Below are 24,881 nucleotides of genomic sequence, written 5' to 3'. Positions count from 1 at the left end.
GAGACCGGTACCGAATGACACACCGGTCGTCCGTCGCGGGCACCGAGTTCCGGCCATACGAACCTAGTGTCACCCCCTATCGGAGGATCACTTACCCATGGCCAAGCAAATCGCGTTCGACGAAGAGGCCCGCCGTGGCCTCGAGCGGGGCCTGAACAGCCTCGCCGACGCAGTCAAGGTGACGTTGGGACCCAAGGGTCGCAACGTCGTTCTGGAGAAGAAGTGGGGCGCCCCCACGATCACCAACGATGGTGTTTCCATCGCCAAGGAGATCGAGCTGGAGGACCCGTACGAGAAGATCGGTGCCGAGCTCGTCAAGGAGGTCGCCAAGAAGACCGACGACGTCGCTGGCGACGGCACCACCACCGCCACCGTCCTGGCCCAGGCTCTCGTCCGTGAGGGTCTGCGCAACGTCGCTGCCGGCGCCAACCCGCTGGGTCTGAAGCGCGGCATCGAGAAGGCCGTCGAGGCCGTCACCGAGGCCCTCCTGAAGAGCGCCAAGGAGGTCGAGACCAAGGAGCAGATCGCTGCCACCGCGGGCATCTCGGCCGGCGACCCGTCCATCGGCGAGCTCATCGCCGAGGCGATGGACAAGGTGGGCAAGGAAGGCGTCATCACCGTCGAGGAGTCCAACACCTTCGGGTTGCAGTTGGAGCTCACCGAGGGCATGCGCTTCGACAAGGGCTACATCTCGGGCTACTTCGTGACCGACGCCGATCGTCAGGAAGCGGTCCTCGAGGATCCGTACATCCTGCTCGTGTCGGGCAAGGTCGCCACCGTCAAGGATCTGCTGCCGCTGCTGGAGAAGGTCATCCAGGCCGGCAAGCCGCTGCTGATCATCGCCGAGGACGTCGAGGGCGAAGCCCTGTCGACCCTGGTCGTGAACAAGATCCGTGGCACCTTCAAGTCCGTCGCCGTCAAGGCCCCGGGCTTCGGTGACCGTCGCAAGGCCATGCTGGCCGACATCGCCATCCTCACCGGTGGCGAGGTCATCAGCGAAGAGGTCGGCCTCTCGCTCGAGGGTGCAGGCGTCGAGCTGCTCGGCACCGCCCGCAAGGTCGTCGTGACCAAGGACGAGACCACCATCGTCGATGGCGCCGGCGATGCCGACGCGATCGCCGGCCGTGTGGCCCAGATCCGCGGCGAGATCGAGAACAGCGACTCCGACTACGACCGTGAGAAGCTGCAGGAGCGCCTGGCCAAGCTGGCCGGCGGTGTTGCGGTCATCAAGGCGGGCGCGGCCACTGAGGTCGAGCTCAAGGAGCGCAAGCACCGCATCGAGGATGCCGTCCGCAACGCCAAGGCTGCGGTCGAAGAGGGCATCGTCGCCGGCGGTGGCGTGGCCCTGCTGCAGTCCGAGCCGGCCATCGACGGCCTCACCCTGAACGGTGACGAGGCCACCGGCGCCAACATCGTGCGTGTCGCGCTGTCGGCCCCGGCCAAGCAGATCGCCATCAACGCCGGCCTCGAGCCCGGCGTGGTCGCCGACAAGATCCTCAACTCCCCGCTGGGCACCGGCCTCAACGCCGCGACCAACGAGTACGAGGACCTGCTGGCCGCCGGCATCAACGACCCGGTCAAGGTCACCCGCTCGGCGCTGCAGAACGCTGCGTCGATCGCGGCTCTGTTCCTCACCACCGAGGCCGTCGTCGCCGACAAGCCGGAGAAGAACCCGGCCCCGGCAATGCCGGGTGGCGACGAGATGGGCGGCATGGGCTTCTGAGTTAATCTCAGGCTCAACGCAACTCAGACCGAAGGCCGGTCACCCCATGGGGTGGCCGGCCTTCGGCGTGGTCGGGTGCCGGCCCGGCGCGCGGACCCGGAGACCACCTCGGTCGTCGCAGCACGACCCATCTGGGACCATGAACCCATGACCGAACCTGCCGTCGAGCACATCGCTCTCACGTCCGTCGCCAACTTCCGGGACGTCGGGGGCCGGCGGACCGAAGACGGGCGCCGGGTGGCGACGGGCCGTCTCTTCCGTGCCGCCGCGCTCGACAAGGCGTCGGACACCGACCAGGCCTATCTGGCCGGACTTGGGATTCGCACCATCTACGATCTGCGATCGAGCGCGGAGACCGAGGCCGAGCCCGACCCCCGCATCGACGGCGTGCGCGGCGTCCACCTCGACGTCCTGGCCGACGCGACGACGGTCAGTGCGCCGGCCAACCTCGACAAGGTGCTCGCCGATCCGGTCGCGGTGGCGGCGGCCAACGAGAAGCTCGCCGACGGCAGCGGGATCGCGCGCATGGTGGAGGCCTACCGGGAGATCGTGAATCTGCCGAGCGCGCTGACTTCCTACCGCGCACTCTTCCTCGGACTGCTCGACGACACCCCCGCACTCTTCCACTGCACCGCCGGAAAGGATCGCACCGGTTGGGCCGCAGCGGCTTTCCTCAGCCTCATGGGCGTCGGACGGGACGGTGTCTACGGTGAGTACCTGTTGACCAACGACCTGTTCCTGCCCGCGATCGCCCCGGTGTTCGACGGATTCGCCGCCGCCGGCGGGAACCCGGATCTGCTGCGCCCCCTGCTCGGTGTCCAGGAGGCCTACCTCGACTCCGCATTCGCCGAACTCGACCAGCGGTTCGGGTCCATCGAGAACTATTTCGCCGAGGGCCTCGGGATCGACTCCGACGTGCAGGCGGAACTCCGGAACAGGTTCCTCGACCAGGGATAGCGGCCCGTGGACGGGGGCCGGGGTGATGGGTACCGGTCAGCCTTGCGGAACGGCTGCGTCGCCCGACGATCCGCAATAACATCCGCGATGTGACATCTGCCGCGGACGAGACCCGGAAACCGCGCCGGACCACCGAATCGGTGGTCCGGGCGTTCGTGAACTCACCATTGTCCGGGCTCGCGCCCTGGATCGTCATGTCGCTGTTCAGCGGTCCGGGCCGATTCGAGGAGTCGGTGGCGGCGGCGCTGGGGATCGCACTCCTGGTGGTCTTCGCGAGCTGGAAGATCGGCAACTCCATCAAGTTGATGGAATGGTTCGACGTCGCGTTCTTCGTGGTCCTGTGTGTCATCGGTGCGCTGGCGACACGGGCCATGATCGAGTGGCTCGAACTGTGGGCAGGCGAGATCGTGAACCTGGCCCTGGTGTGCTTCGCCCTCGGCTCGATCCTCCTCCGCCGCCCCTTCACGCTGGAGTACGCGAAAGAGCAGACGCCCGAAGAGTTCTGGGATTCCCCGATCTTCATCAGGACCAACTACGTGATCACCTGGGCGTGGACCGCCGCATTCGGGGTGTCGGCGATCGCGGGTGCCATCGGCGACGCGGTCTTCGACGACGCGGGAAACTTCTGGACCGGCTGGATCATCCAGATCGGGGCGACCGTCTTCGCGATCGCCTTCACCGAGTTCTATCCCGACTACGGACCGAACAAGGCCATGCAGAAGGCGGGGATCGACACCGAGCCACCGGTGTCGATCGCGCGGCTGTTCGACTGGGTGCCGGTGTTCGTCCTCATCGTCGGGATCGCCGGACTGGTCACCGATTCGACGTCCACGGTGGTCGGCTGGGTTCTCATCGTGGTCGGCGCCGTCGGCATGCGGGTGATGCGGATGGTGTTCCCGGATCCGACGCACGACGACCGTGGCGAGTCCGCGGCCGCCGCAGGCGACCCTGCTCAGTCCTGAACCGGGTTCCGCCTCAGCGGAACACGATGCACGTCGTGGTGCCGTGGGCGACCAGCTTGCCGTCGTCGGAGAACACCTTTCCCTCCGCGGTCGCGGTGCGTCCGCCGACGTGGATGACGGTGCCCGTGGCGGTCAGCTCACCGGCGTCGACGGCGACCGCGCGGATGTAGTTGATCTTCAGTTCGAGGGTGGTGTAGCCGACCCCCGCCGGCAGCGTGGTGTGCACGGCGCACCCCATCACCGAGTCGAGCAGGGTCGCGCAGATCCCGCCGTGCACGCTGCCGAGTGGATTGGCGAAGTCGGCCTGGGGTGTGACGGTGAACGACACCCGGCCCTCCTCGATCTCCTTGGCGCCCATCCCGAGGAGGCGCCAGATGCCGGGACGATCGGGGTCGGGATCGCTCATGGCCGCCCGCAGCAACTCGAGCCCGCTCATCGAGGCGGGATCGTGAATCTCTGTTTCGGTGCTCATGACTATGTAGGATGGCATAGAACCAGCCGATTATGAAGGTTTGCATAGGGAGTGTGATGAGCTCGGTCGACGGCCCACCCGAGGCGAGGTCCCTGGACGAGTCGAGCCACCGCGCCGCCGAGCGTGGTCCGCGGGAACGGATGGTCGTCCATGCGGCGGACCTGATCGGGCGCGACGGTGTCGCCGCCACCTCCATCGGCGATGTGATCGCGGCGAGTTCAGCGCCGCGCGGGTCCATCTACCATCATTTCCCCGGCGGCAAGACCCAGCTCATGACCGAGGCCGTGCGCTACGCGGGTGACTTCATCTCCGGTCGTATCAGCCGGGAGAGCTCCGCGACGCCCGCGGAGGCGGTCGCCGAGATCGGCGACGTCTGGCGGCGGATGCTGGTGAACACCGACTACGAGTTCGGTTGCCCGGTGCTCGCCGGTGGACTGGCCCGACGGTCCGAACCCGAGGTCGCCGACGAGGCACAGCAGATCTTCATCCGTTGGACCCGCCTGATCTCTGCGCGACTCGTCCACGAGGGCGTCGACGCCGAGCGGGCCGACACCCTCGCGCACCTCGCCATCGCGTCGATCGAGGGGGCGGTCGGCCTGTGTCAGACCCAGCGCAGCGTCGAGCCGCTCGACCGGGTGATCGCGGAATTGTCCAGGATGTGTGAGGCGGCCGCGGACTGATCCCGGGACCTCTTGATGTAGCGCGCGTCACCATGGGCTAGGTTCTTCTCCCAAGCACACATGTGCGTCGGCCATCGGGTGTGCCGGCGCCCGGGTGAGGGGCGGAGGGGAAGTCATGACGCCGGTGTACCGGCAGATCCTGGGCTCGGATTTCGATCGCCTCCATCCCAACGTGGCGTGGCGGTACAGCATCGACTCCACGTCCGGGGTGGCCCAGGTGGCCACCGGGATCTACGAGTCGGTCTACATCACGTCGGCCCTCCCGCCGCCGTTCTGGTGGCACTACGCCAAACGCAACGCCCTACCGGCCAAGTCGAGCCGGATGGTCCCTTTCACGCAGGGTCACTACTGCTATGTCGATGAACTCGGCCGCGAATGTCTGGCCGTGCTGCGCGCCTTCGAGTACACCACCGGTCCCCGCAATCTGAACTCGCTGCTCGTCTCCGGCCGCGGTGGTCTCGTCGACTACTTCGGCGACGGTCCCGAACTCCTGTACCCGATCGAGCCATCGGTGACCAAGGCCGGCGAACTCCTGTTGGAGAGCGGGCCGATGCGCTGGCTGGGGCGCGGTCCGAAGGTCGGCATGAAGGGCATGTTCTCCGCTCAGCTCAAGTACATCGAGGGCTGGGACGAGGCGCGACAGCGGTTCCGGTGCGACGCCACCGTTCGCAATCCGGTGATCGGCGAACTGCTGCACTTTCGCGGCTGGTTCACCGCCGTCGATCAGGCGTGCACGCTGCGCGACATCCCCGACGAGGCGTGGCCGCTCACTCTGGTCGACCGCGAGGATTGAACGCCGTGGTTCCGTGCATCGCCATATGCGCGGCACGGTAGGTTCTCAGCCATGGCTGTCTCCGCGAAAATTGATTTCGATGTCGCCGCGCCACCCTCGGTCGTGATGGAGGTGCTGCTGGACATCGAATCCCTCCCCGATTGGTCCGGTCCGCACAAAGAGGCGCAGATCCTCTCCACGAACGACGACGGCACACCAGACCAGGTGCGTGTGGTCGTCACCGCGGCGGGTATCTCCGACGAGCAGACGTTGTCCTACACCTGGACCGACAACTCCTGCACGTGGGATCTCGTGGAGGCGAATCAACTCAGCGAACAGCATGGGGTGTACACGATCACGCCCAAGGGCGACGGCACGCACATCGAGTTCACCCTCGACGTCGAGCTGAAGATCAAGCTGCCGGGTCTGATCGTCAAGCGCGCACAGAAGATGGCCGTCGACACGGCGCGCAAGGGGCTCACCGCAGAGGTCGAGCGCCGCGCCGCCGACTGACCGGCCGCACCCCGAACGCCGCGGCGCCGGATGGGACATGGTTCGCCCAACCCGGGGTCCGGGTGTCGGCGCCCGGTGGGTACGCTGACCCACAGTGCCGGTGCGCTCTGCATCCCGGCCTGTTCCCCCGTGGCGACCGAGGAGGTCAAACCCTATGCGTATCAACAACTTTGGGACTCGAACCGCTGCGTTGGTGATCGGTGGGACCTCGTTGGCCTGGCTGATCGGGCTCGGCGGCGGCACAGCGGGCGCCGCGACGTCCTGCAACGCCGCCAACGGACATCAGATCGAGCGCATCGTCGGGAGCGGCGGTTGTGGGGCCAAGGCCGGAGCGGGCAGTCAGGCGCATGCCGACGAGTCCAGCGGTGCGGGCACCGCGATCGCCGTCGCCGACAAGGGCGGAAATGCCAACGCGCGCAACATGCAACCGGGCTCCACCGCGCTCGCCGGGGCCACCACGCGTGGTACCTCGTACTCGGTGACCACCGGGCCGGGTGCGCTCGCCGTGGCGCAGGCGCGCAACGGCGGCACCACGATCTCGGTCGGCGGCTGGGGCGGGCAGGCCGTGTCGGGGCCGGCCGGCGCCGTCTGCCAGGGCGGCTTCGCGACCGCCTACGACAGCACGACCGGCAAGGCGTGCCTGCGCTCGGGATCGATCGACCTGCACAACTGATACAGGACGGCTGACGCCACGGAATCGCCACCGAGGGTCGAAGGTCCCGACCCTGGTGTCGGTTCACCTTTTCGCAACGCGTTGTTCCACCGCTGCGCATATCGTTGAGCGGTGACTGAGCTACATGACGCCGAGCTGTACGGATCGGCCGAGATCGGACCGGACTTCAGTGTTCTCAACGGCCGCGAGGCGCTGCAACAACTCGTCGACCTGCACAACACGACACAGTTCGCGGTCAACGACGACGATGACGATGATCCGGTGCTGCTGACGCTGCCCGAACGCAATGTGGTCGACACGTGGCGCCAGGACTATCCGTACGAGGAGCGGATGAGTCGCCGTGAGTACGAGGTGACCAAGCGGCGACTGCAGATCGAGTTGCTGAAGTTGCAGAAATGGTCGAAGCAGACCGGCCAGCGGCACCTGCTGGTGTTCGAAGGACGTGATGCAGCAGGCAAGGGCGGCACGATCAAACGCTTCAACGAGCACCTGAATCCGCGCGGCTCCCGCGTCGTCGCGCTGGAGAAGCCAAGCGAGCGCGAGTCCACCGAGTGGTACTTTCAGCGATACGTGCAGCATCTGCCCGCGGGCGGCGAGATGGTCTTCTTCGACCGCTCCTGGTACAACCGGGCCGGCGTCGAGCGGGTCATGGGATTCTGCACGCCGGACCAGTACGCGCAGTTCATGTCGCAGGTGCCGGCGTTCGAGAAGATGCTCGTCGACGACGGCATCAACCTGGTGAAGTTCTGGTTCTCGGTGACCCCGCTCGAGCAGCGGACCCGTTTCGCGATCCGTCAGATCGATCCGGTGCGACAGTGGAAACTGTCGCCAATGGACCTGGCCTCGTTGGACAAGTGGGACTCGTACACCGAGGCCAAGGAGACCATGTTCGATGCGACCGACACCGACCACGCACCGTGGACCGTGGTGAAGAGCAACGACAAGAAGCGGGCCCGCGTCAACGCGATGCGGCACGTGCTGAGCCTCTTCGACTACGAGGGCAAGAATCCCGAATTCGTCGGTACCCCTGACCCGTTGATCGTCGGACGCGCACGGGATCTGGTCGGGGAGTAGTCGCCCGGCACCCCCTCGGTTCGGCTCGGTAGCCTCGTTGCTGTGCGGACATTTCTGAGCGCGATCCTGACCCTGGTGGCCATGGCCGCGATCGTGGTGGCCTTTCCGTCGCTCTGGGTGAAGGAGCGGCTGGTGGACCCCGAGGGGTTCGTCGCGACGGTCACCCCGATGGCACAGGACCAGCGGGTCAAGGACTACCTGGCCGGCGAGATCTCCTCGGCCGCCGAGCAGCAGGTGACCATCCCGGGTGCCTCGGCGGTCATCGAACCGGCAGTCCGCGCCTACACGGGGACCGATCAGTTCGAGGCGGACTTCGTCGACGTCGTGTCCCAGCAGCATGCGTGGCTGTTCGATCCGCCGCCGCCGGGAGGCGACAACACGGTGATGGAACTCGACATCACCGACATGGTGAACCGGGTGATCGCGACGACAGGCATCTCGGCGCGGGTGTCCGGACCGATCGTGGTCCCACTGAATCGAGGGGGCTCCGGGCTGGAGGCCGGCCGCTATCACGAAGTCGGGCAACAGATCACCGCGCTCGCTTATGGATCACTGGTGATCGCGGTGGCCGCAGGAATCCTCGCGCTGCTCATCGCCCGACGTCGCGGCACCGTGCTGGCCTGGCTGGGCATCGGTGTCGTCGCGTCTGCAGTGTTCGCGTGGGCGGTCGGTCTCTTCTTCGCGGAGCGCGCCAAACAGGAGGTCGAAGGGGCCGAGAACGCGGGACGCGAGGTCGCCGAGCTGATCATCGACGGTGCCGTCGGTGACCTGCACCATCTCGCGCTCATCGTCGGCGCGGTGGGCGTCGGCGTGGTGATCGTCGGGTTCGGCGCCCGCGTGCTCGCCCGTCGTTAGCACCTCGGATCGGGCAACGATGTTCATCGAACGTGCACGCGTCCGACCGGGATCGGCGCCCGAGCCGGAGTCCTGGCTGGCCGACGTGCCTGCGCTCTCGGCCGTGCTCGCCGGCGCACCCATCGAGTTCCGCGCCCCCATCACGTTCGTGGTCGGTGAGAACGGTTCGGGCAAGTCGACCCTTGTCGAGGCGATCGGCGAACGGTTCGGTCTGGATCCGCGCGGCGGTCGGGCGTCGATCACCGGCTCGAACCGCCTGCTGCCGAAGAGCTCGCTCGGGGAGAACCTCTCGCTCGATCTGACCTGGGACGGCGAGAGCATGCTGCGGGCGCCGCGGGAGGATCGCCAGGGGTTCTTCTTCCGCGCCGAGACAGTCGTGGAGATGAACGCCCGGTTCGCCGGAGTGCGCGGCTACTGGGACACCGACGTCGAGGAGCAGAGCCACGGCGAAGGATTCATGCACATCTTGGAGAGCATGGTCGGTCGGCCCGGCGTCTACATCCTCGACGAGCCGGAGTCCGCGTTCTCGTTCACCTCGACGTTGCGTCTGCTGCTCATCCTCACCGAGCTCGCCGACGGTGGCTCGCAGATCATCTGTGCGACCCATTCGCCGGTCCTCACCGCGGCGCCGGGAGCGCAGATCATCGAGATGACCGACGACGGACCGACCGACACCGCCTGGGACGACCTGTCGCTGGTGCGCCACTGGCGTCGGTTCCTCGACGACCCTCGCTCCTACCTCCGGCACCTGTGACGATCTCTACGATGAGGTGATCGCTCGCGGGAGAGGAGTCCGACGATGATCCCGGGTCGACTCATGCCCCGTCGCGCGGCCGCCGCGACCTGGCGGTTCCTGCGCAGTGCGCCGATCACGTTCGTCTGGCTGATCGTGCTGCTGATCACCACGATCATCCAGCGATCGGCGACTCCGCACGAGCTCGACGTCATGCTCGGTGAGCGGTCGACGAATCTGCACCATCTGAGCAACGACCCGCTCGACGTGTTGGTGACCAGCCTGTTCTGGATCGACGGCAGCTATTGGTTGCCGTACCTGGTGCTGTTCTGTGTGTTCCACGTGCCGGCCGAACGCTGGCTCGGGTCGCTGCGCTGGCTGATCGTCGGCCTCAGCGCCCACGTGATCGCGTCGTACCTGAGCGAGGGTGCCCTGGGACTCGCCATCCGGGACGGCATGGCGAGCTCGTCGATGGTCAACGTCACCGATGTCGGGGTGAGTTACTTCCTCGCCGCGATCGTCGGGGTGCTGACCTATCGGATCGCCTTCCCGTGGCGGTGGATCTATCTCGCCGGCATCCTCGTCGTCTACGGGCTGCCGCTGGTCAGCGACCTCACGTTCACCGGGATCGGCCATTTCTCGTCGCTGTTGATCGGGCTCGCCTGGTATCCGATCACCCGCGGCCGGCCCGGCAGGCCGTGGAACCCGTGGGACACCGTCCGCCGGCTCACCCGCCGGCCAACGTCCGCCACAGGAACTCGTAGGCCAGCGCAGACTTGAACGCCGCCTGCTTGTTGTCGGCCGCACCGCCGTGGCCGCCCTCGATGTTCTCGTAGTACGAGACGTCGTGGCCGAGTTCCTCGAGCCGGGCGACGAGCTTGCGTGCGTGCCCGGGGTGCACGCGGTCGTCACGGGTCGAGGTGGTCACCAGCAGCGCCGGGTAGTCCGCGTCGGCGCGCACGTTCTGATAGGGCGAGTACGGCTCCATGAACGCCCACTGCTCCGGGTCGTCGGGGTCGCCGTATTCGGCCATCCACGACGCACCGGCCAGCAGCAGGTGGTAGCGCCGCATGTCGATCAGCGGCACCTGGCAGACCAGCGCGCCGAACAACTCCGGATAGCGGGTCAGCATCACGCCCATCAGCAGGCCGCCGTTGGAGCCGCCCTGCGCACCCAGCTGGGGCGCTGTGGTCAACCCGCCGTCGATCAATGCCTTTGCGACACCGGCGAAGTCCTCGTAGACCTTGTGACGTCCCGCCTTCTGCGCCTGCGTGTGCCACGACGGGCCGTACTCGCCACCGCCGCGGATGTTGGCGATCACGTAGATGCCGCCGCGGGCGATCCACGCCCGGCCGCTGATCGCGATGTACCCCGGGGCGAGGGAGTTCTCGAATCCGCCGTACCCGTAGAGCAGCGTCGGCCCCTGCTCGACGTCCCGGCGACGGATCACGAAATAGGGGACCTGCGTGCCGTCGTCGGAGGTGGCGAAGAACTGCTCGGCGACCACGTCGTCGCCGTCGAAGAACTCCGGCGACTGCTTGATCACCTCCGCGCCCACCCCGGAGTCACCATGGAGCAGGCTCGGCGGGGTGGTGAACGAACTCGCCGACCAGAAGACCTCGTCGCTCTCGTCGGCGTCGGTGTCCAACACCGAGATGGTGGCCAGTGCGGGGAGTCCGGGCATCTGGCCGGGGGATGTGTCCGGGGCGAGCGAAGCGACGGGGGATGTGTCCGGGGCGAGCGAAGCGACGGGGAAAACGGTGGGCGCCCAGGTGCCGAGGTCGCGCACCGACACCTCGGTCTGCACATCGTGCAGGGTGACGAGGATCAGATGCGAGCGCGTGAACGCGTAGTCGCTCAGGCTCGTGTGGGCGTCAGGCGCGAACAGCACGGTCGCATCGCGACCGCCGGCGAGGTAGTCCGCGTAGTCGAAGACGAGGAGGGCACCGGGGGCATGCGTGGTGTCACCGACGGTCCATTCCGACCTCGGCATCACGAACAGCCAGTCGTGCCGGACGCCGGAATGGGCATCGGTCGGCACATCGACCAGGATGTGCTCGTCGCCGCGGATCTCGTACCGCAGACTGTTGAAGAAATCGGTTGCGCGGCTGACGAAGTGGCGTTCGTATCCGGGCGTCTTGTCGTACACCACGCTGACCGAGACGTCCTCGACCTCGCCGGCGAACACGGTCGGCGCGGTGTCGAGCGGGGTCCCGCGCGTCCAGCGCTTGACGATCCGGGGATACCCGGAGGAGGTGAGGGAGCCCAGCCCATCCGGTTGCTCACCGAAATCGGTACCCACGTAGACGGTGTCGCGATCGATCCACCCGACGCTGGACTTGTTCTCGGGCAGGACGAATCCGTCGGTGACCCAGTCGCGGGTTGCGAGATCGAACTCCCGCACCACGCTGGCGTCCGCTCCGCCGCGGGACAACGAGACGAGCGCGTGTCGGTACTCCGGGCGCAACACGGTCGCCCCCGCCCAGACCCAGTTCTCGTCCTCGGCGGACGCGAGGGCGTCCACGTCGATCAGCACGTCCCAATCGGGTGTGGCCGTCCGGTATGACTCGAGCGTGGTCCGCCGCCACAGTCCTTTCGGATGTGCGGCGTCGCGCCAGAAGTTGTACAGATAGTCGCCTCGGCGGACGACGTACGGGATGCGGTCGTCGGTGTCGAGGACCTCGAGAGCCTCGGCCTCCAGGGTGGCGAAGCGATCGCCGGAGGTCAGTTCATCGACGGTGGGCTGATTGTGTGCACGGACCCAGTCGAGTGCCGTCTCGCCGGTGACGTCCTCCAGCCAGATGAAGGGATCGTCGGTGGGCGTCTGATCGGTGGCCGATGAAGCTTCCATCCCGCCAACGTAGCGCGACGTCGGAGCCGATGCCTCTCCGGCCGCGATGAGATTCCGGCTCGATCGGGGTCTGACTCCGAGGCCGGGTTCGTCCAGCCGTCATCGAGCAGAAAGAGCAGGGATGCGCAGCGAGAAAGCGAATGTGTGGCCCGTCGTGCATGCCGAGCGAGCCCGGCTGGTCGACGATCTGGAGCGGGTGCCGGTCGATGCATGGACGACGCCATCGCTGTGCCCGGGGTGGGATGTGCACGACGTCGTGGCACATCTCATCGACTCGGCGACGACGTCGCGCCTCGGGTTCGTGCGGCGGATGATCGCTGCGCGATTCGATTTCGACAAGGACAACGAGTCCGGTATCCGGCGATGCCGGCGGGCCGACCCGACGGACACGCTGGCGGCACTGCGGGCGGTCATCGATCTCACCAGCACACCGCCGGCGGCTCCGGCGACTCGCCTGGTGGAGGCGTTCGTCCACGGGGAGGACATCCGACGGCCGCTGCGAATCCGGGCGGACCATCCGCCGGCCGCGGTGGCACGGGCGCTGGCCTATCAGGCGTCGACCTCGGTGCGTATGGGTGGCGGACGGGAACGGGTCGACGGGCTACGACTGGTCGCCTCCGACACCGACGTCACCCTCGGATCCGGTGTGGCGGTCAGCGGGCGGGCGATCGACCTGCTCCTGGCGGTGTCCGGCCGCCCGGTCTCCGCAACGGCCGTCGACGGTCCGGGTGCGTCGTTGTTGCGTGCGGGTCAGAACATCTGAGACGTCCGATTGCCGCGCCTCGGGCCCGGCGTGACGATAATCTCGTCTGAGGTCGGATGACGTCGTGCCGCAGGTCGGCACGCCCAGGGAAGCAGGGTGGGCACAATGCTGCTCCGATCGTCGCGCGTGTCGTCGCGCTCCGCCATGACCGTCGTCTCCGTCGCCGCTGTCGGACTGCTGGCGGTCGGGTGTACCTCCTCGTCGTCCGACTCCGGGCCGGCGTCCTCGTCAGCATCTCCGACGGCGCAGGCCGAACCCCAGAACCCGGACGCTGCCGTGGCCCAGGACCTTCCGCCCGACGCGGTGAACGCCGCGGTCGGCAAACTCGACGGCCTCGTCGAATCGCTGATGGACTCCACCAAGATCCCGGGGATGGCGGTGGCGGTCGTACACGGCGGTAAGACGGTGTATGCCAAAGGCTTCGGTGTCGCCGAGATCGGCACCGACCGAAAGGTGGACCCGGACACGGTGTTCCCGCTGGCGTCGATGTCCAAGCCGATCGGCTCCACGGTGCTGGCCAAGCTGGTCACCGACAAGGTGGTCGAGTGGGACACCCCGGTCGCCGCGAACCTCCCGGGGTTCGCGCTCTCCGATCTCTATGTCACCGAGAACGTCACCATCGGGGACATGTACGCGCATCGGTCCGGGTTGCCCGATCACGCGGGGGACAAGCTCGAGGATCTGGGCTACGACCGTCAGCAGATCCTGAACCGACTCCGCTACCTGCCCCTCGACCCGTTCCGGATCACCTACAACTACACCAACTACGGTGTCACCGCGGCGGCGGAATCCGCTGCCCGCAAAGCGGGCTCGGACTGGGAGACGTTGTCGGAGAACACTCTCTACGGGCCGCTCGGCATGACGCACACGAGCTCCCGGTTCAGCGACTTCACCGCCGAACCCGATCGGGTGGTGGGCCACGTCAAGGTCGACGGCAACTGGGTGAAGACGCCGGCGCAGCGTGACCCCGACCCGCAGGCGCCTGCAGGTGGCGTGTCGTCGTCGGTGAACGACCTCACCCACTGGCTGGCGATGCTGCTCGCGGACGGCACCTACAACGGCAAGCAGATCGTCGGTGCGGATGCGCTGTTGCCCGCGGTGACCCCGGAGATGATCTCGTCGCCGTCCGGTTCGCCGGATGCGCGGGCCGGCTTCTACGGATACGGGTTCAACGTGTCGGTCACCGAGGGCGCCCGTACGCAGTACAGCCACGCGGGTGCGTTCTCGATGGGCGCGGGGACCAACTTCCTGGTCATGCCGTCGGCCGACGTCGCGATCGTCGCACTGTCCAACGCCGCCCCCATCGGGGCCGTCGACGCCCTGACCGGCGAGTTCGCGGACATCGTCCAGTTCGGCGACGTCCGCCATGAGTGGCGCACCCTGTACGGCGACGCCTACGCCGCGATGGCGAAGCCGTCCGGCAGTCTCGTCGGGCAGCAGCCGCCAGCGAATTCGACCCCGGCACAGCCGCTTTCGGCGTACACCGGAACCTACCAGAACGATCTGTACGGACCGGCCGTGGTGCGCGACGACAACGGCAAGCTCGTCCTCGCGATGGGCCCGGGCGGCAAGACCACCCGCGAACTCACCCATTGGGACGGCAACACGTACACGTTCACGCTGCGCAACGAGAACGCCGAACTCGGGTCGATCTCCAAGGTCACCTTCGACAACACCGGTGTGGGCAGTGCGGCGAGCGGATCGGGTCCGGCGAGCTCCCGGATGACGATCGAGTACTACGACGACGAGACGTCCAACGGGGAGTTCGTCCGCCAAGGACCGTGAGGAACCGGATCGGGCTCAGGTATGGGCGGCGGCCAGCGGGTCCGGCACTTCTCCGGCCCGGATCGGACAGCGGGTGTGGCTGTAGATGGTCGGCATGCAGAGGTTGCAGTGGACGCACCGTGATGTCGCGGACGGGTCGGCCTGGATACGCAGCGGGAGATCGGGTTCGCGCAACAGGGCCCGGCCCATCGCCACGAAATCGAAACCCTCCGACAGCGCAAGTTCCATCGAGGTGCGATCGGTGATGCCGCCCAACAGGATCAGCGGCATCCGTACCGCCGCGCGCAGTTGCCGGGCCAACGGCAGCAGGTAGGCGTCGTGGTAGGGGTAGTGCTTCAGGAACATCGGTCCGATGGCCTTGAGGCCCATCCGCATCGCCCCGTGGAATGCGTCGGCGAACTCGTCGCGGGGTGCCTCGCCGTGGAACAGGTACATCGGATTGAGGAGCGAGCTGCCGGCCGTCGGTTCGATCGCGTCGAGGTGCCCGTCGGATTCGAGAAGCTGCGCGACCGCGCAGGCCTCGTCGATGTTGAACCCGGTGAGTTGCCCGCCGTGCCCCGGGCCTGGCGTTCCCACGCCGTCGAACATGTTCAGCTTCGCCCAGACGGCGACCTTGTCGCCCACCTCGTCGCGCACCGCCTCGACGACCTCGCGCGCGAACCGGGCCCGGTTGACCAGCGACCCGCCGTAGCCGTCGTGCCGGCGGTTGAGCATCGGCGAGAGGAAGCAACTGATCAGATAGTTGTGGCCGCAGTGGATCTCCAGGCCGTCGAACCCCGAATCGACCGCGATCCGAGCAGCTCGACGAAAGGTCGCCAGCATCGCCGTGATCCCGTCGGCGTCGAGCTTTCGGGTGACCGACATGCCCATCGGTGCCGGGATGTGCGACGGCCCGAGCGCCTTCTTTCGGTTGGACACCGAGTTCGCCACCGGACCTGCGTGTCCGAGCTGCGCGGCGGCCAGGGCGCCTTCGGAGTGGATGGCATCGGTGAGTCGCCGCAGGCCGGGCATCGCCTCGTCGCGTAGCCAGATCTGATGCCGGTCGGTGCGACCCTCGGGGGCCACCGCGCAGTAGGCGACCGTACTCATCGCGACACCGCCCGCCGCGACCTCGCGGTGGAACTCGATCAGGTCGTCGGTGACCAGGGCGTCCGGCGTCGCACCCTCGAAGGTCGCGCACTTGATCAGCCGGTTGCGCAGGGTGAGCGGCCCCAGCCGGGCCGGGGTGAACGGGTCGGGGGCGGTCATCGGTTCTCCTGGGGTGCAGCCGGTCGGATTGGAGCGCAGAGGCCGGCGACGACGAAGTCGGCGAGCGCGGTGACCGCGGCCCCCGACAGTGGCGGCTCGTTGCCGAACTGCGTCAGGATCAGTTGGAATGCCAGTCCCCAGCGGCGGCGGGCGTCGGCTTCGGGCAGGTCGTCCACGAGGCGGCTCAACACCCGTGACCACCTGTCGAGCTGAAACCACGGTCGGGTCCAGGTCGCCTGTGGATGCGACAGGACGAACCTCGACAGCAGTCGCAGGTGAAGGCGCCCGACCGGGTCCTCCTGGATGTCGACGAAGGGTGCGAGCACCAGTCCGACGAGTTCGGCGACACCGTCGAGGCGGGGTTCGCGGGCATCGGGTCGGGCACGGATGTCGAAGGCGTCGGGATCGAACCGGTCGAGCGGATCCGCCCAGAGCGGGCCGAGGCGGTCCTCGATGAGCTCGACGGCGAGTCGGTCCTTGGATCCGAAGTGATAGTGCACCGCCGCCGGATTGGCGTTCGCCGCGGCGCAGATCGCGCGTACCGACACCTGGTCGAAGCCGTCGGCGAGGAACAACGACTCGGCCGCGGCCAGCAGCGCCGCGCGGGTCGATGTCGCGCGGGTCGACGGTGACGAGGGCATGTGGTTGATCAGAACACACTTCAAACATCGTTTCAATCATTGATTGAAAGTCGGGGGCCCGGCGAAAAAAGTTACTCCTCGGTACGGGGACACCCTGCGGCCACGACTTGGGTCGACGTAGGCTGGCAGGCGTGGCTGAACACTTTCAAACAGTTGTATTGGGTGCCGGTCCTGGTGGGTACGTGGCCGCGATCCGGTCCGCCCAGCTGGGCATGAAAACCGCCGTCATCGAAGAGAAGTATTGGGGCGGTGTCTGTCTCAACGTCGGATGTATCCCATCCAAGGCGCTTCTGCGGAACGCCGAGCTGGCGCACATCTTCAACCACCAGGCGAAGACCTTCGGTATGTCCGGAGATGTCTCGTTCGACTTCGGTGCGGCGTTCGACCGCAGCCGCAAGGTCTCGGACGGGATCGTCAAGGGCGTCCACTTCCTGATGAAGAAGAACAAGATCACCGAGATCGACGGGTACGGGAAGTTCAAGGACGCGAAGACCATCGTCGTGGGGGATCGCGAGATCACCTTCGACAACGTCATCATCAACACCGGCTCCACCGTCAAGCTGCTGCCCGGCGTCGAGCTGTCGGAGAACGTCGTCACCTACGAGACCCAGATCCTCACCCGTGAGCTGCCGAAGTCGATCGTGATCGTCGGTGCCGGCGCCATCGGCATGGAGTTCGGTTACGTCCTCGCCAACTACGGCGTCGACGTCACCATCGTCGAGTTCCTCGACCGCGTGCTGCCCAACGAGGACGCCGACGCGTCCAAGGCCATCGCGAAGGAATACAAGAAACTCGGAGTCAAGGTCCTCACCTCCACCAAGGTGCAGACCGTCAAGGACAACGGGGACAGCGTCACCGTCAGCTACAAAGACGCCAAGGACAACGACGGCGAGATCACCGTCGACAAGGTGCTCATGTCTGTCGGCTTCGCCCCGCGCGTGGAGGGCTTCGGCCTCGAGAACACCGGCGTCGAGCTGACCGACCGCGGCGCGATCGCCATCGACGACTTCATGCGGACCAACGTCGACAACATCTACGCCATCGGCGACGTCACCGCGAAGCTGATGCTCGCGCACGTCGCGGAGGCGCAGGGTGTGGTGGCGGCCGAGGTCATGGCCGGCGCCGAGACGATGACGCTGGGTGACTACCGGTTCATGCCGCGCGCCACCTTCTGCCAGCCGCAGGTCGCGTCGTTCGGGCTGACCGAGGCGCAGGCCAAGGACGAGGGCTACAACGTGAAGGCGACGACGTTCCCCTTCAGCGCCAACGGCAAGGCCCAGGGCCTCGGCGAGACCGCCGGGTTCGCCAAGCTCCTGACCAACGCGGACACCGACGAACTGCTCGGCGGACACCTCGTCGGCGACAACGTCTCCGAGATGCTCCCGGAGATGACCTTGGCCCACAAGTGGGACCTCACCGCCAAGGAACTGGCCCGCAACGTGCACACCCACCCGACGCTGTCGGAAGCACTCCAGGAGACGTTCCACGGCGCGATCGGGCACATGATCAACCTGTAGAGCCCGGCATGACCGTCACCGCTGGGGTACCGATGAGTGGATAATCCAGTCATCGGTACCCCAGCGGTGATCCTGGTGCAGGCGCCGCGGTGCGTTTTCGTGCCACATCGGGACGAATAAGTGCCATCGAGAATCCGGGGCGGACCGCGCGTGGACCACTCGCCGATACTGTGAACACCCGGTCGTGACCGTGAGAATACCTGTCCGACAACGATATTCGTATCCCAAGGAGGCCACGCACCGCCGGCGGGACCGGTTGCGTCAGAGCATGTTTCCGTGACACCGTGTCCAGATCCATCGCATCCGACGGTGTGCTCGGTTAGTTTCAGATCATGAAGACGGCCGGTGCATCCGCAGCGATCGCGGGGGCGACCGAACGGGCGAGCGCTCATGCCGGACTACCCGACGAGGTGGTCCGGCGCTGGTACGACCGAATGGGCGTCGCCGACCCCCACGGTGATCATCTCGCGCGTCGTATCGATCGGGTGGGTACGGCAGGCATCGCCGAACACGCGCCGACCATGCACATCTCCGAGCCCCCGGGTTCGGGCGCCCGAGATCCGGACGGGTTCTCCGGTGAGTTCGCCGAGTTGTCCTATTGGCGTCAACTCTCCGTGATCGGCGTGTTCGCGGCGCTGCGCACGCCCTGCACCACCGAGCGCACGGCCGCTCACGCGCGCACGGACTCCGCGCCGTTCGCCCTGATCTGCACCCAGATCACACCGGGCGACGGGATCATCGGCCTCGACGGCCACGACCACAGCTATCGGCACCCGGCGGATCTGCTCGTTCTCGACAGCACAGTCCCGTACCGGCAGATCACGCACACCGTCGCCGATCCCGTCGGCATCTGGGTTCCGGCGGAGTTGCTCGGCAGCGAGTACGGACAGGGCCGCCCCGTCATCGACCCGGTGCAGTCCTCGCCCCTAGCACGGGCCGCGGGCGCGTTCATCGTCACGTTGGCGGTGCATGCGGCGGTTCGCGGGGCCGACGTCGACGTCGAGACCGAACTCGCTGTCGTCGATCTGGTCCGCGGCCTCGCCGGCCGACCCACCAGGGCGACGCACCGCCCCGCCGACAACGGCGTGATCGTTCGCGAGGCCGCTCTCACGTTGATCGAACGCCACTTCCGCGACCCGTCCTTCTCGGCCGACGACATCGCCGAGGCCCTGCACATGAGTCGCCGCAATCTCTACCGTCGCCTGGCCGAGGTGGGCACGTCGCCGGCCGCGATGATCGCCGAATACCGCACGCAGCGGGCGCGCCAACTCCTCTGCAGCGACCGTCCACCGATGATCGAGCACATCGCGAAGTCCGCAGGATTCAGTTCCCCGGCCACCCTCCGGCGTCACTTCCACGCCAGATTCGGCGTGTCCCCGGACCGATTCCGGCGTGACGAGGCGGCGATGGCGCAGGCTCGACACCCCGAGTCCTTACAGGCCGACACCCGACAAGCCGTCGCGGGATCGCGGCGGTGAAGCGGGCGTCCTATACCCGCGACGGTATCGACCACGACACCCTCGCGCGGTGGCGCAGTTCGATCGGCGCCGACGACGACCCCGGCCCGTCGGCGGCGACGCCCATGGAACTCCGCGGCCGAACCGGCCTCGCCGCCTACGGGGCCGCGTTCTCCCGGGTGACTGTCGACGATCCGGATGCGTTCCACGCCATCATCTATCACCGTCCGCTGTCTGTGCTCTCGGCCCACTGCGAGCTGTCCACGCCGCGGACGACCGAGCGCACCGACGCGATCATCCGGGCCCAGCCCGCGCCGATCATCATGGTCGGCACGCACCGTCTCGAGGGACGTCTACGGGTCAGACAGGGCGACGTCGAGCGCGAGTACGGCGAGGGGCAACTGGTCGTGATGAGCATCGAGAGTGCTTTCGTCGACGAGTGTCCCAGCGTCTGCGACACGGCGCTGCTACTCGTGCCGGCCGAGGTGCTCCGCCACGAACTCGCCGAGGCCGATGCGGCATTCCTGCCGACCGCCGCGGACTCGCTGTTGGCGCGGGCCACCGCCACGTTCATCCGGCGCTTCGTGTGCGATGCCGCGGTCCGTGGACTCCCGATCACCCCGGCCGACGAACTCGCGGTCGTGGGTCTCATCCGTGCGGCGATCGGGCATCACACGCAGGACGCGTACCAGATGGAGAACAACGCCCTGTTCGTCCTCGAGGCCGCGCGCGATCTGATCGACGAGCGTTATGCCGACCCCGACTTCACCGCCGACGCCATCGCGGAGGCACTGCAGATCAGTCGCCGACATCTCTACCGCCACTTCGCCGACACCGGGGAGTCGCCGGCGACCATGATCACCTCGCGACGCCTCGCGCAGGCCCGCACACTGCTGGAACTCGAGGAGCCGCTCGGTCTGGACACGGTGGCGCACGCCTCGGGTTTCGCGTCCGCGGCGACCCTGCGCAACCGGTTTCGCGCGGAGTTCGGCATGACCCCCGGCGCGTTCCGCGCCACGGTCCGATCGGCCGACGACGAAGAAGCGGGCTGACCACCCGATACGGGTTCTGGGTACCGTCGAGGGATGGCCCCCGGCGAACTCACCCGCGACTGGGTGCCGCCGTGGCCACTCGACATCCGCGCGACGGTCGGGATGCTACGGCGGGGCGCCGGGGACCCGGCATTCACCTACGGGCGTGACGGGTCGGTCTGGCGAGCGGTGTACACCCCGGACGGGCCGGGCACCCTGACCATTCGATCCGACGGGACCACGATCAGCGGCCGTGCGTGGGGTCCCGGCGCCCCCTGGCTGCTCGACCAGATGCCCGACCTGCTGGGCGCCCGCGACGATCCGGGCGCCCTCACTCCGCGCGATCCCGTCGTCCGTGAACTGGTGCGGCGTTCCGAGGGCCTGCGCATCGGTCGAACCGACCGGGTCTGGGAGGCGTTGGTCCCGGCGATCCTCGAGCAGAAGGTCGTGGGGGCGGAGGCTTTTCGGGCCTGGCGATACCTGGTGCGCAGATTCGGTCATCCGGCGCCCGGACCGGTGCCGGACACGATGCGCGTCCCACCACCCCGCGACGAGTGGCCGCGGATCCCGAGCTGGGAATGGCATCGCAGCGGCATCGAGCCGGTCCGGATGCGCACCATCCGGGGCGCGACGGCGATGGATGTGGAGCGACACCCGGACCGACTGCGGATGCTCCGCGGCGTCGGGCGCTGGACCGAGGCCGAGACCCGATCGCGGTCGGTGGGCGATCCCGACGTCGTCAACGTGGGGGACTATCACATCCCGAAACTGGTGGGACTGACGCTGATCGGCGAGCCGGTCGACGATGCAGGCATGCTCCGACTTCTCGAACCGTATGCGGGACAACGTCAACGGATCATCCGAATGGTCGAACGGCACGGTGTGCGCCCGGAACGGCACGGTCCGCGGATGACCGTCCGCGACTACCGGTCCTGGTGAACGGCCGACTCGGCCGGGACGATGGTGGGTGCGAAGGGGTCAGCCGGGTTTGACGCCGATGACGTACTGCCCCTGCCCGGTGATGGTCTGCTCGACGTGCGCCGCACCCGCCGCGTTGAGTCGCTCGACGATCTCGTGCCGATCGAAGATCCGGTAGCCCGAGGCGCCGGCGAGTTCACGGATGCCGGGGACCGACGTCAGGTCGGTCTGCACCGACGTGAAGATCACCACCTCGCCGCCGGGTCTGGTCACCCGGAGCAGTTCGTCGACGACGGGCAGCGGATTCGGGATCAGATACAACGCGGCCAGGCAGGTGACCGTGTCAAAAGTATTGTCACGGAAGGGGAGTGCATGCGCATCCGCCCGGAGATATGCGACGCGGTCGCCGGCGGCATCGGCCGCGCGGGCGAGCATGGCGGGTGAGTGGTCGATGCCGATGCAGCGGCCGTCGCCGGTCAGGCCTGTCGCGATCCGGCGCGTGTAATTGCCCGGTCCGCACGCGACGTCGAGCACCAGCCGGTCACCGGGGCGCGACAGGTAGGCGGTCAGCGCGCGGTCGAAGTCCGCGGTGTCGGTGCCGCCCAGACTGAACAACCGGGTGAAGACCGGGCGCCAGAGATGTTCGTACACTTGCGAGAACACCCGATTGCGCATCAACTGCTGGGCTATCGAGTCCACAACCGTCCGCCTCCCCCGCGATGATCAGATGAACCGCATCAGATCCGGGTGTCCCGCTGCACCCGAAGTGTCCCGATGGTCGTGGCGAGCATGTCGTACTGTCCGACGAGGAGGACGAACGCGATCAGTTTGGCGTCGTCGAGGTGGCGTCGAAGTGCCGCCCAGGTCTCGTCGGAGATGTCCTTGGTGGTCACCAATTCGTCGGTGGCGAGCAGCAGTGAACGTTCGCGGTCGCCGAAGCCCGCATCGGGTCCCTCGAGGATCCGATCGGCGATCGCATCGGTGATGCCGGCCCGTCTGCCGAGTCGTCGGTGATGGTCGAGTTCGTACTGGCAGTCACGCAGGTGCGCCGTGCGGATGATGATCATCTCGGATTCCTTGCGCGACAGCGCCCCGAAGGGCATCAGCCGTGCGCCGAAGTGCAGCCACGCGCGGAACAGGCCCTTGGCCCGGCCGAGGGTGGAGAAGATGTGCGCATCCTGCACGCCGATCGCGCGGGCGGCGCCGCGCGCGAACAGCCAGTTGATCGGACCGAGTTCGAGGAAGCCGCCGGGCGCGACGCGAGGAGTGCTCATGAGGCCCGGCGCGACGGTTGAGTGCCCATGCTGCAACGGTAGACTACCGAGACTATGACGAGCACCACACAACGAACCTTCACCAGTGTCGACGAACTCAAGGCCGCGATCGGCGACGACCTGGGCTCCGGGGAGTGGTTGGAGATCACCCAGGAGCGGGTCAACGCCTTTGCCGATGCCACCGGCGATCACCAGTGGATCCACGTCGACCCCGAGCGCGCCAAGGACGGACCGTTCGGCGCTCCGATCGCGCACGGCTTCCTCACCCTGTCGCTGCTTCCGGTCTTGGCGGGCAGCATCTTCGGCGTCGAGGGGCCCAAACTCGTCATCAACTACGGGATGAACAAGGTGCGGTTCCCGAATCCGGTGAAGGTCGGCTCGCGCATCCGCGCGAACGCCGTCATCACGTCGGTCGAGGAGACGTCATCGGGCGTCAACATGATCGTGAAGAACACTGTGGAGATCGAGGGCGTCGAGAAGCCCGCGTGCGTCGCGGAGAACGTGCGCGTGCTGGTCTACTGAGCGCTCAGCGTCGAGGACACCGGCTGATCGGCGCCCGCCCGGCGAGACGGGCATCCAGCCAGCCCATCGCGTCGTCGAAGGCGGTGAACACGGTCGTCATATGTTCACCGGGGTACTCGCGGTAGGTGGCATTGGCGCCGAGCCGGCACTGCTCGGCGAAGAGTGAGCGGGCCTGACCCGCCGGAATCCACCACTCCTGCGATCCGTGGTAGATGAAGACCGGCATGGCCGCCTTCATGTCCTTCATCGCGGTGACGTCGAAGATCTCCTGGGCAACGGGCGACCGGAACGGGTCGGGCACGGTCGCGAGCGCCTGGGTGGGCACGAACGAGAACCCCATATAACCCATCGTTCCGGTGCAGAGGTTCTTGAAGAAGTCGTTGGTCGCCAGCCACCGCGCCACATTGTTGGCCATGGGCAGCAGTTCGGGTCGTTCGCGGGTGATCCCGAGAATCGCCGCGTGGAAGACGCCGGTCGCGAGGTTGGCGTTCATCGCCGCGGCCAGCTCACGGTAGTCGGCCGGGACACCGCCGATGGCCGCTCCGACGAAGCGTTTCGCGACCTCGGGCGCATAGGAGTTCGCCAGTTTCGCGGTGGCGTTGGTGGCGATGGCGCCCCCGGAGTAGCCGAGCATCGCGAGCGGCCCACGTGCGAAGTTATCGGGGTCGTACGTCTCGGCGGCCCTGATGGCGTCGAGGATGACGTGCGCCGCGACATACGGTTCGGCGTACGCCATCCGTGCACCCGTGTGGTCGGGGACGATCACCGCGTAGCCCTTGGCGAGTGACTTCTGCGTCGTCGGCGGATCGAGGTCGGTGTCGTTGGTGTCGCCGCTCTTGCCGTGCGACAACGTGTAGCCGGTGGTGCACCGGGTGCCGAGCGCGACGATCGGGGGATTGTTCACCATCACCGGTCGCGAACCACGGCCCGTCCACGGTGTCGGCGGCACGAACAGGGTCGCCGTGGCGAACAGCGGGCGATTCTGCGCGTCGCGGGTGGCGAACTTGATCTGACGCGCATAGCCGACGTGCACCTCGAGCAGCGGCGCCGCAACAGGGGCGACGTCCCGGGATTGCAGGATCGCGCCGGGGGCGTGCCGGTCGAGGTCGTTCGGCCAGGTGTCGAAAAATGCGTCGCCGGTGGGCGACGGCATGATGGCCTCGCGCAGTTCCTGGAGATCGTGGGAGGCGCCGGGGGTCACGGAGCGTTCCGGGATCGAAGCCAGCCGGGGCACATCCGGCGCGGGGACCATCGAGTCGATGCGGTTCGGGAATTGGTCCGGAAAGGGCATCAGATTGACCGGGTCGGCGAGTGCGCTGCCGCCGCCCGCGACCAGGGCCGCGACCGCAGTCGTGGTGACCAGCACCGATCGGAACAGGATTCTCACAGAACTCGACCACCGCGCGGACATCGCCCACCCTTCACAACGCGAACGGTGGAACCTCACCGAGCCGGTGTGC

At 67.3% G+C, this 24,881-nt stretch carries 25 protein-coding genes; 18 read left to right on the top strand and 7 right to left on the bottom strand.

The annotated features are described in order from the left end of the window. Positions 1 to 97: 97 nt before the first annotated feature. The 3 genes from groL to D7316_RS13570 all read left to right on the top strand — a co-directional run bounded on the left by groL (position 98) and on the right by D7316_RS13570 (position 3,642). Positions 98 to 1,723: a chaperonin GroEL gene (gene groL / locus D7316_RS13580; protein ID WP_124708713.1), complete on the top strand. Its 1,626-nt coding sequence runs from the start codon at positions 98 to 100 to the stop codon at positions 1,721 to 1,723. Positions 1,724 to 1,870: 147 nt separating this feature from the next. Further along, positions 1,871 to 2,680 carry a tyrosine-protein phosphatase gene (locus D7316_RS13575; protein ID WP_124708712.1) on the top strand — a complete coding sequence of 270 codons (810 nt, stop codon included), beginning with the start codon at positions 1,871 to 1,873 and terminating at the stop codon, positions 2,678 to 2,680. 89 nt (positions 2,681 to 2,769) lie between these two features. Continuing rightward, a complete protein-coding gene (locus tag D7316_RS13570; protein ID WP_197718239.1) occupies positions 2,770 to 3,642 on the top strand; it encodes a DUF3159 domain-containing protein in 873 nt (290 codons plus the stop codon). Between the two features lie 13 nt (positions 3,643 to 3,655). Here D7316_RS13570 and D7316_RS13565 read toward each other — a convergent pair whose 3' ends face one another. Next, positions 3,656 to 4,132, bottom strand: coding sequence for a PaaI family thioesterase (locus tag D7316_RS13565; RefSeq protein WP_124708711.1), 477 nt, complete (start codon positions 4,130 to 4,132; stop codon positions 3,656 to 3,658). 122 nt (positions 4,133 to 4,254) lie between these two features. Here D7316_RS13565 and D7316_RS13560 point away from each other — a divergent pair, with 122 nt between their 5' ends. The 8 genes from D7316_RS13560 (at position 4,255) to D7316_RS13525 (ending at position 10,194) form a co-directional block, all read left to right on the top strand. Next, positions 4,255 to 4,794: a TetR/AcrR family transcriptional regulator gene (locus tag D7316_RS13560; protein ID WP_232017183.1), complete on the top strand. Its 540-nt coding sequence runs from the start codon at positions 4,255 to 4,257 to the stop codon at positions 4,792 to 4,794. Between the two features lie 115 nt (positions 4,795 to 4,909). After that, the gene (locus tag D7316_RS13555) at positions 4,910 to 5,587 is read left to right on the top strand and encodes a DUF4166 domain-containing protein (protein ID WP_124708709.1); all 678 of its coding nucleotides are present in this window, start codon (positions 4,910 to 4,912) and stop codon (positions 5,585 to 5,587) included. 51 nt (positions 5,588 to 5,638) lie between these two features. Beyond that, complete coding sequence (locus D7316_RS13550) at positions 5,639 to 6,079, top strand: SRPBCC family protein (protein ID WP_124708708.1); 441 nt, start codon at positions 5,639 to 5,641, stop codon at positions 6,077 to 6,079. 154 nt (positions 6,080 to 6,233) lie between these two features. Further along, positions 6,234 to 6,752, top strand: coding sequence for a DUF6764 family protein (locus D7316_RS13545; protein ID WP_124708707.1), 519 nt, complete (start codon positions 6,234 to 6,236; stop codon positions 6,750 to 6,752). A 111-nt stretch (positions 6,753 to 6,863) separates the two neighbouring features. Beyond that, entirely contained in the window at positions 6,864 to 7,826 is a 963-nt protein-coding gene (gene ppk2, locus D7316_RS13540; RefSeq protein WP_124708706.1) for a polyphosphate kinase 2, read from the top strand. Between the two features lie 42 nt (positions 7,827 to 7,868). Next, positions 7,869 to 8,681, top strand: coding sequence for a hypothetical protein (locus tag D7316_RS13535; protein ID WP_124708705.1), 813 nt, complete (start codon positions 7,869 to 7,871; stop codon positions 8,679 to 8,681). A 19-nt stretch (positions 8,682 to 8,700) separates the two neighbouring features. Next, the gene (locus tag D7316_RS13530) at positions 8,701 to 9,435 is read left to right on the top strand and encodes an AAA family ATPase (protein ID WP_124708704.1); all 735 of its coding nucleotides are present in this window, start codon (positions 8,701 to 8,703) and stop codon (positions 9,433 to 9,435) included. 45 nt (positions 9,436 to 9,480) lie between these two features. After that, positions 9,481 to 10,194, top strand: coding sequence for a rhomboid-like protein (locus D7316_RS13525; protein ID WP_232016900.1), 714 nt, complete (start codon positions 9,481 to 9,483; stop codon positions 10,192 to 10,194). Here the strand turns inward: D7316_RS13525 and D7316_RS13520 are convergent. Then, on the bottom strand, positions 10,142 to 12,265 hold the full coding sequence (locus tag D7316_RS13520; RefSeq protein ID WP_124708703.1) for a prolyl oligopeptidase family serine peptidase: 2,124 nt from the start codon (positions 12,263 to 12,265) through the stop codon (positions 10,142 to 10,144). The two genes, D7316_RS13525 and D7316_RS13520, sit on opposite strands and share 53 nt — an antisense overlap. Before the next feature lie 121 nt (positions 12,266 to 12,386). On the opposite strand from D7316_RS13520, the gene D7316_RS13515 reads away from it, so the two are divergent. Continuing rightward, positions 12,387 to 13,028: a maleylpyruvate isomerase family mycothiol-dependent enzyme gene (locus D7316_RS13515; protein WP_124708702.1), complete on the top strand. Its 642-nt coding sequence runs from the start codon at positions 12,387 to 12,389 to the stop codon at positions 13,026 to 13,028. A 144-nt stretch (positions 13,029 to 13,172) separates the two neighbouring features. Next, on the top strand, positions 13,173 to 14,813 hold the full coding sequence (locus D7316_RS13510) for a serine hydrolase (protein ID WP_124711326.1): 1,641 nt from the start codon (positions 13,173 to 13,175) through the stop codon (positions 14,811 to 14,813). 15 nt (positions 14,814 to 14,828) lie between these two features. Here D7316_RS13510 and D7316_RS13505 read toward each other — a convergent pair whose 3' ends face one another. Then, positions 14,829 to 16,061: an oxidoreductase gene (locus tag D7316_RS13505; RefSeq protein ID WP_124708701.1), complete on the bottom strand. Its 1,233-nt coding sequence runs from the start codon at positions 16,059 to 16,061 to the stop codon at positions 14,829 to 14,831. Continuing rightward, entirely contained in the window at positions 16,058 to 16,702 is a 645-nt protein-coding gene (locus D7316_RS13500; protein WP_124708700.1) for a TetR family transcriptional regulator, read from the bottom strand. Before D7316_RS13500 ends, D7316_RS13505 begins: the two co-directional genes overlap by 4 nt. A gap of 131 nt (positions 16,703 to 16,833) precedes the next feature. Here D7316_RS13500 and lpdA point away from each other — a divergent pair, with 131 nt between their 5' ends. The 4 genes from lpdA (at position 16,834) to D7316_RS13480 (ending at position 21,646) form a co-directional block, all read left to right on the top strand. Next, on the top strand, positions 16,834 to 18,219 hold the full coding sequence (gene lpdA, locus D7316_RS13495; RefSeq protein WP_124708699.1) for a dihydrolipoyl dehydrogenase: 1,386 nt from the start codon (positions 16,834 to 16,836) through the stop codon (positions 18,217 to 18,219). A 332-nt stretch (positions 18,220 to 18,551) separates the two neighbouring features. Continuing rightward, positions 18,552 to 19,697 (top strand): helix-turn-helix domain-containing protein, encoded by a 1,146-nt coding sequence (locus D7316_RS13490; protein ID WP_124708698.1) that lies wholly within the window; start codon positions 18,552 to 18,554, stop codon positions 19,695 to 19,697. Next, positions 19,694 to 20,728, top strand: coding sequence for an AraC family transcriptional regulator (locus D7316_RS13485; RefSeq protein WP_124708697.1), 1,035 nt, complete (start codon positions 19,694 to 19,696; stop codon positions 20,726 to 20,728). Before D7316_RS13490 ends, D7316_RS13485 begins: the two co-directional genes overlap by 4 nt. Positions 20,729 to 20,761: 33 nt before the next feature. After that, positions 20,762 to 21,646, top strand: a complete 885-nt coding sequence (locus D7316_RS13480; RefSeq protein ID WP_124708696.1) for a DNA-3-methyladenine glycosylase family protein — start codon at positions 20,762 to 20,764, stop codon at positions 21,644 to 21,646. A gap of 39 nt (positions 21,647 to 21,685) precedes the next feature. Here D7316_RS13480 and D7316_RS13475 read toward each other — a convergent pair whose 3' ends face one another. Together D7316_RS13475 and D7316_RS13470 are read right to left on the bottom strand one after the other, a co-directional pair. Then, on the bottom strand, positions 21,686 to 22,324 hold the full coding sequence (locus tag D7316_RS13475; protein WP_124708695.1) for a class I SAM-dependent methyltransferase: 639 nt from the start codon (positions 22,322 to 22,324) through the stop codon (positions 21,686 to 21,688). A 38-nt stretch (positions 22,325 to 22,362) separates the two neighbouring features. Next, on the bottom strand, positions 22,363 to 22,899 hold the full coding sequence (locus D7316_RS13470; protein WP_124708694.1) for a carboxymuconolactone decarboxylase family protein: 537 nt from the start codon (positions 22,897 to 22,899) through the stop codon (positions 22,363 to 22,365). Positions 22,900 to 22,953: 54 nt separating this feature from the next. Here D7316_RS13470 and D7316_RS13465 point away from each other — a divergent pair, with 54 nt between their 5' ends. Beyond that, positions 22,954 to 23,421 carry a MaoC family dehydratase gene (locus D7316_RS13465; RefSeq protein ID WP_124708693.1) on the top strand — a complete coding sequence of 156 codons (468 nt, stop codon included), beginning with the start codon at positions 22,954 to 22,956 and terminating at the stop codon, positions 23,419 to 23,421. 4 nt (positions 23,422 to 23,425) lie between these two features. On the opposite strand, the gene D7316_RS13460 is transcribed toward D7316_RS13465, so the two are convergent. Beyond that, the gene (locus D7316_RS13460; protein WP_124708692.1) at positions 23,426 to 24,832 is read right to left on the bottom strand and encodes a lipase family protein; all 1,407 of its coding nucleotides are present in this window, start codon (positions 24,830 to 24,832) and stop codon (positions 23,426 to 23,428) included. Between the last annotated feature and the right edge of the window lie 49 nt (positions 24,833 to 24,881).

Origin of the sequence: Gordonia insulae, assembly GCF_003855095.1 — a bacterium.
Lineage (GTDB): Bacteria > Actinomycetota > Actinomycetes > Mycobacteriales > Mycobacteriaceae > Gordonia > Gordonia insulae.
This window is presented reverse-complemented; position numbering and strand designations above follow the sequence as displayed.

What these genes read in the sequence shown, in the direction of transcription:
- D7316_RS13505 (WP_124708701.1), bottom strand. Translation starts at nt 16,061, where the DNA reads ATGACCGCCCCCGACCCGTTCACCCCGGCCCGGCTGGGGCCGCTCACC.
- D7316_RS13515 (WP_124708702.1), top strand. Translation starts at nt 12,387, where the DNA reads ATGCGCAGCGAGAAAGCGAATGTGTGGCCCGTCGTGCATGCCGAGCGA.
- D7316_RS13555 (WP_124708709.1), top strand. Translation starts at nt 4,910, where the DNA reads ATGACGCCGGTGTACCGGCAGATCCTGGGCTCGGATTTCGATCGCCTC.
- D7316_RS13560 (WP_232017183.1), top strand. Translation starts at nt 4,255, where the DNA reads ATGGTCGTCCATGCGGCGGACCTGATCGGGCGCGACGGTGTCGCCGCC.
- D7316_RS13490 (WP_124708698.1), top strand. Translation starts at nt 18,552, where the DNA reads ATGAAGACGGCCGGTGCATCCGCAGCGATCGCGGGGGCGACCGAACGG.
- groL (WP_124708713.1), top strand. Translation starts at nt 98, where the DNA reads ATGGCCAAGCAAATCGCGTTCGACGAAGAGGCCCGCCGTGGCCTCGAG.
- D7316_RS13470 (WP_124708694.1), bottom strand. Translation starts at nt 22,899, where the DNA reads ATGAGCACTCCTCGCGTCGCGCCCGGCGGCTTCCTCGAACTCGGTCCG.
- D7316_RS13460 (WP_124708692.1), bottom strand. Translation starts at nt 24,832, where the DNA reads ATGTCCGCGCGGTGGTCGAGTTCTGTGAGAATCCTGTTCCGATCGGTG.
- D7316_RS13550 (WP_124708708.1), top strand. Translation starts at nt 5,639, where the DNA reads ATGGCTGTCTCCGCGAAAATTGATTTCGATGTCGCCGCGCCACCCTCG.
- D7316_RS13530 (WP_124708704.1), top strand. Translation starts at nt 8,701, where the DNA reads ATGTTCATCGAACGTGCACGCGTCCGACCGGGATCGGCGCCCGAGCCG.
- D7316_RS13510 (WP_124711326.1), top strand. Translation starts at nt 13,173, where the DNA reads ATGACCGTCGTCTCCGTCGCCGCTGTCGGACTGCTGGCGGTCGGGTGT.
- D7316_RS13465 (WP_124708693.1), top strand. Translation starts at nt 22,954, where the DNA reads ATGACGAGCACCACACAACGAACCTTCACCAGTGTCGACGAACTCAAG.
- D7316_RS13480 (WP_124708696.1), top strand. Translation starts at nt 20,762, where the DNA reads ATGGCCCCCGGCGAACTCACCCGCGACTGGGTGCCGCCGTGGCCACTC.
- D7316_RS13525 (WP_232016900.1), top strand. Translation starts at nt 9,481, where the DNA reads ATGATCCCGGGTCGACTCATGCCCCGTCGCGCGGCCGCCGCGACCTGG.
- D7316_RS13545 (WP_124708707.1), top strand. Translation starts at nt 6,234, where the DNA reads ATGCGTATCAACAACTTTGGGACTCGAACCGCTGCGTTGGTGATCGGT.
- D7316_RS13575 (WP_124708712.1), top strand. Translation starts at nt 1,871, where the DNA reads ATGACCGAACCTGCCGTCGAGCACATCGCTCTCACGTCCGTCGCCAAC.
- D7316_RS13565 (WP_124708711.1), bottom strand. Translation starts at nt 4,132, where the DNA reads ATGCCATCCTACATAGTCATGAGCACCGAAACAGAGATTCACGATCCC.
- D7316_RS13500 (WP_124708700.1), bottom strand. Translation starts at nt 16,702, where the DNA reads ATGCCCTCGTCACCGTCGACCCGCGCGACATCGACCCGCGCGGCGCTG.
- D7316_RS13520 (WP_124708703.1), bottom strand. Translation starts at nt 12,265, where the DNA reads ATGGAAGCTTCATCGGCCACCGATCAGACGCCCACCGACGATCCCTTC.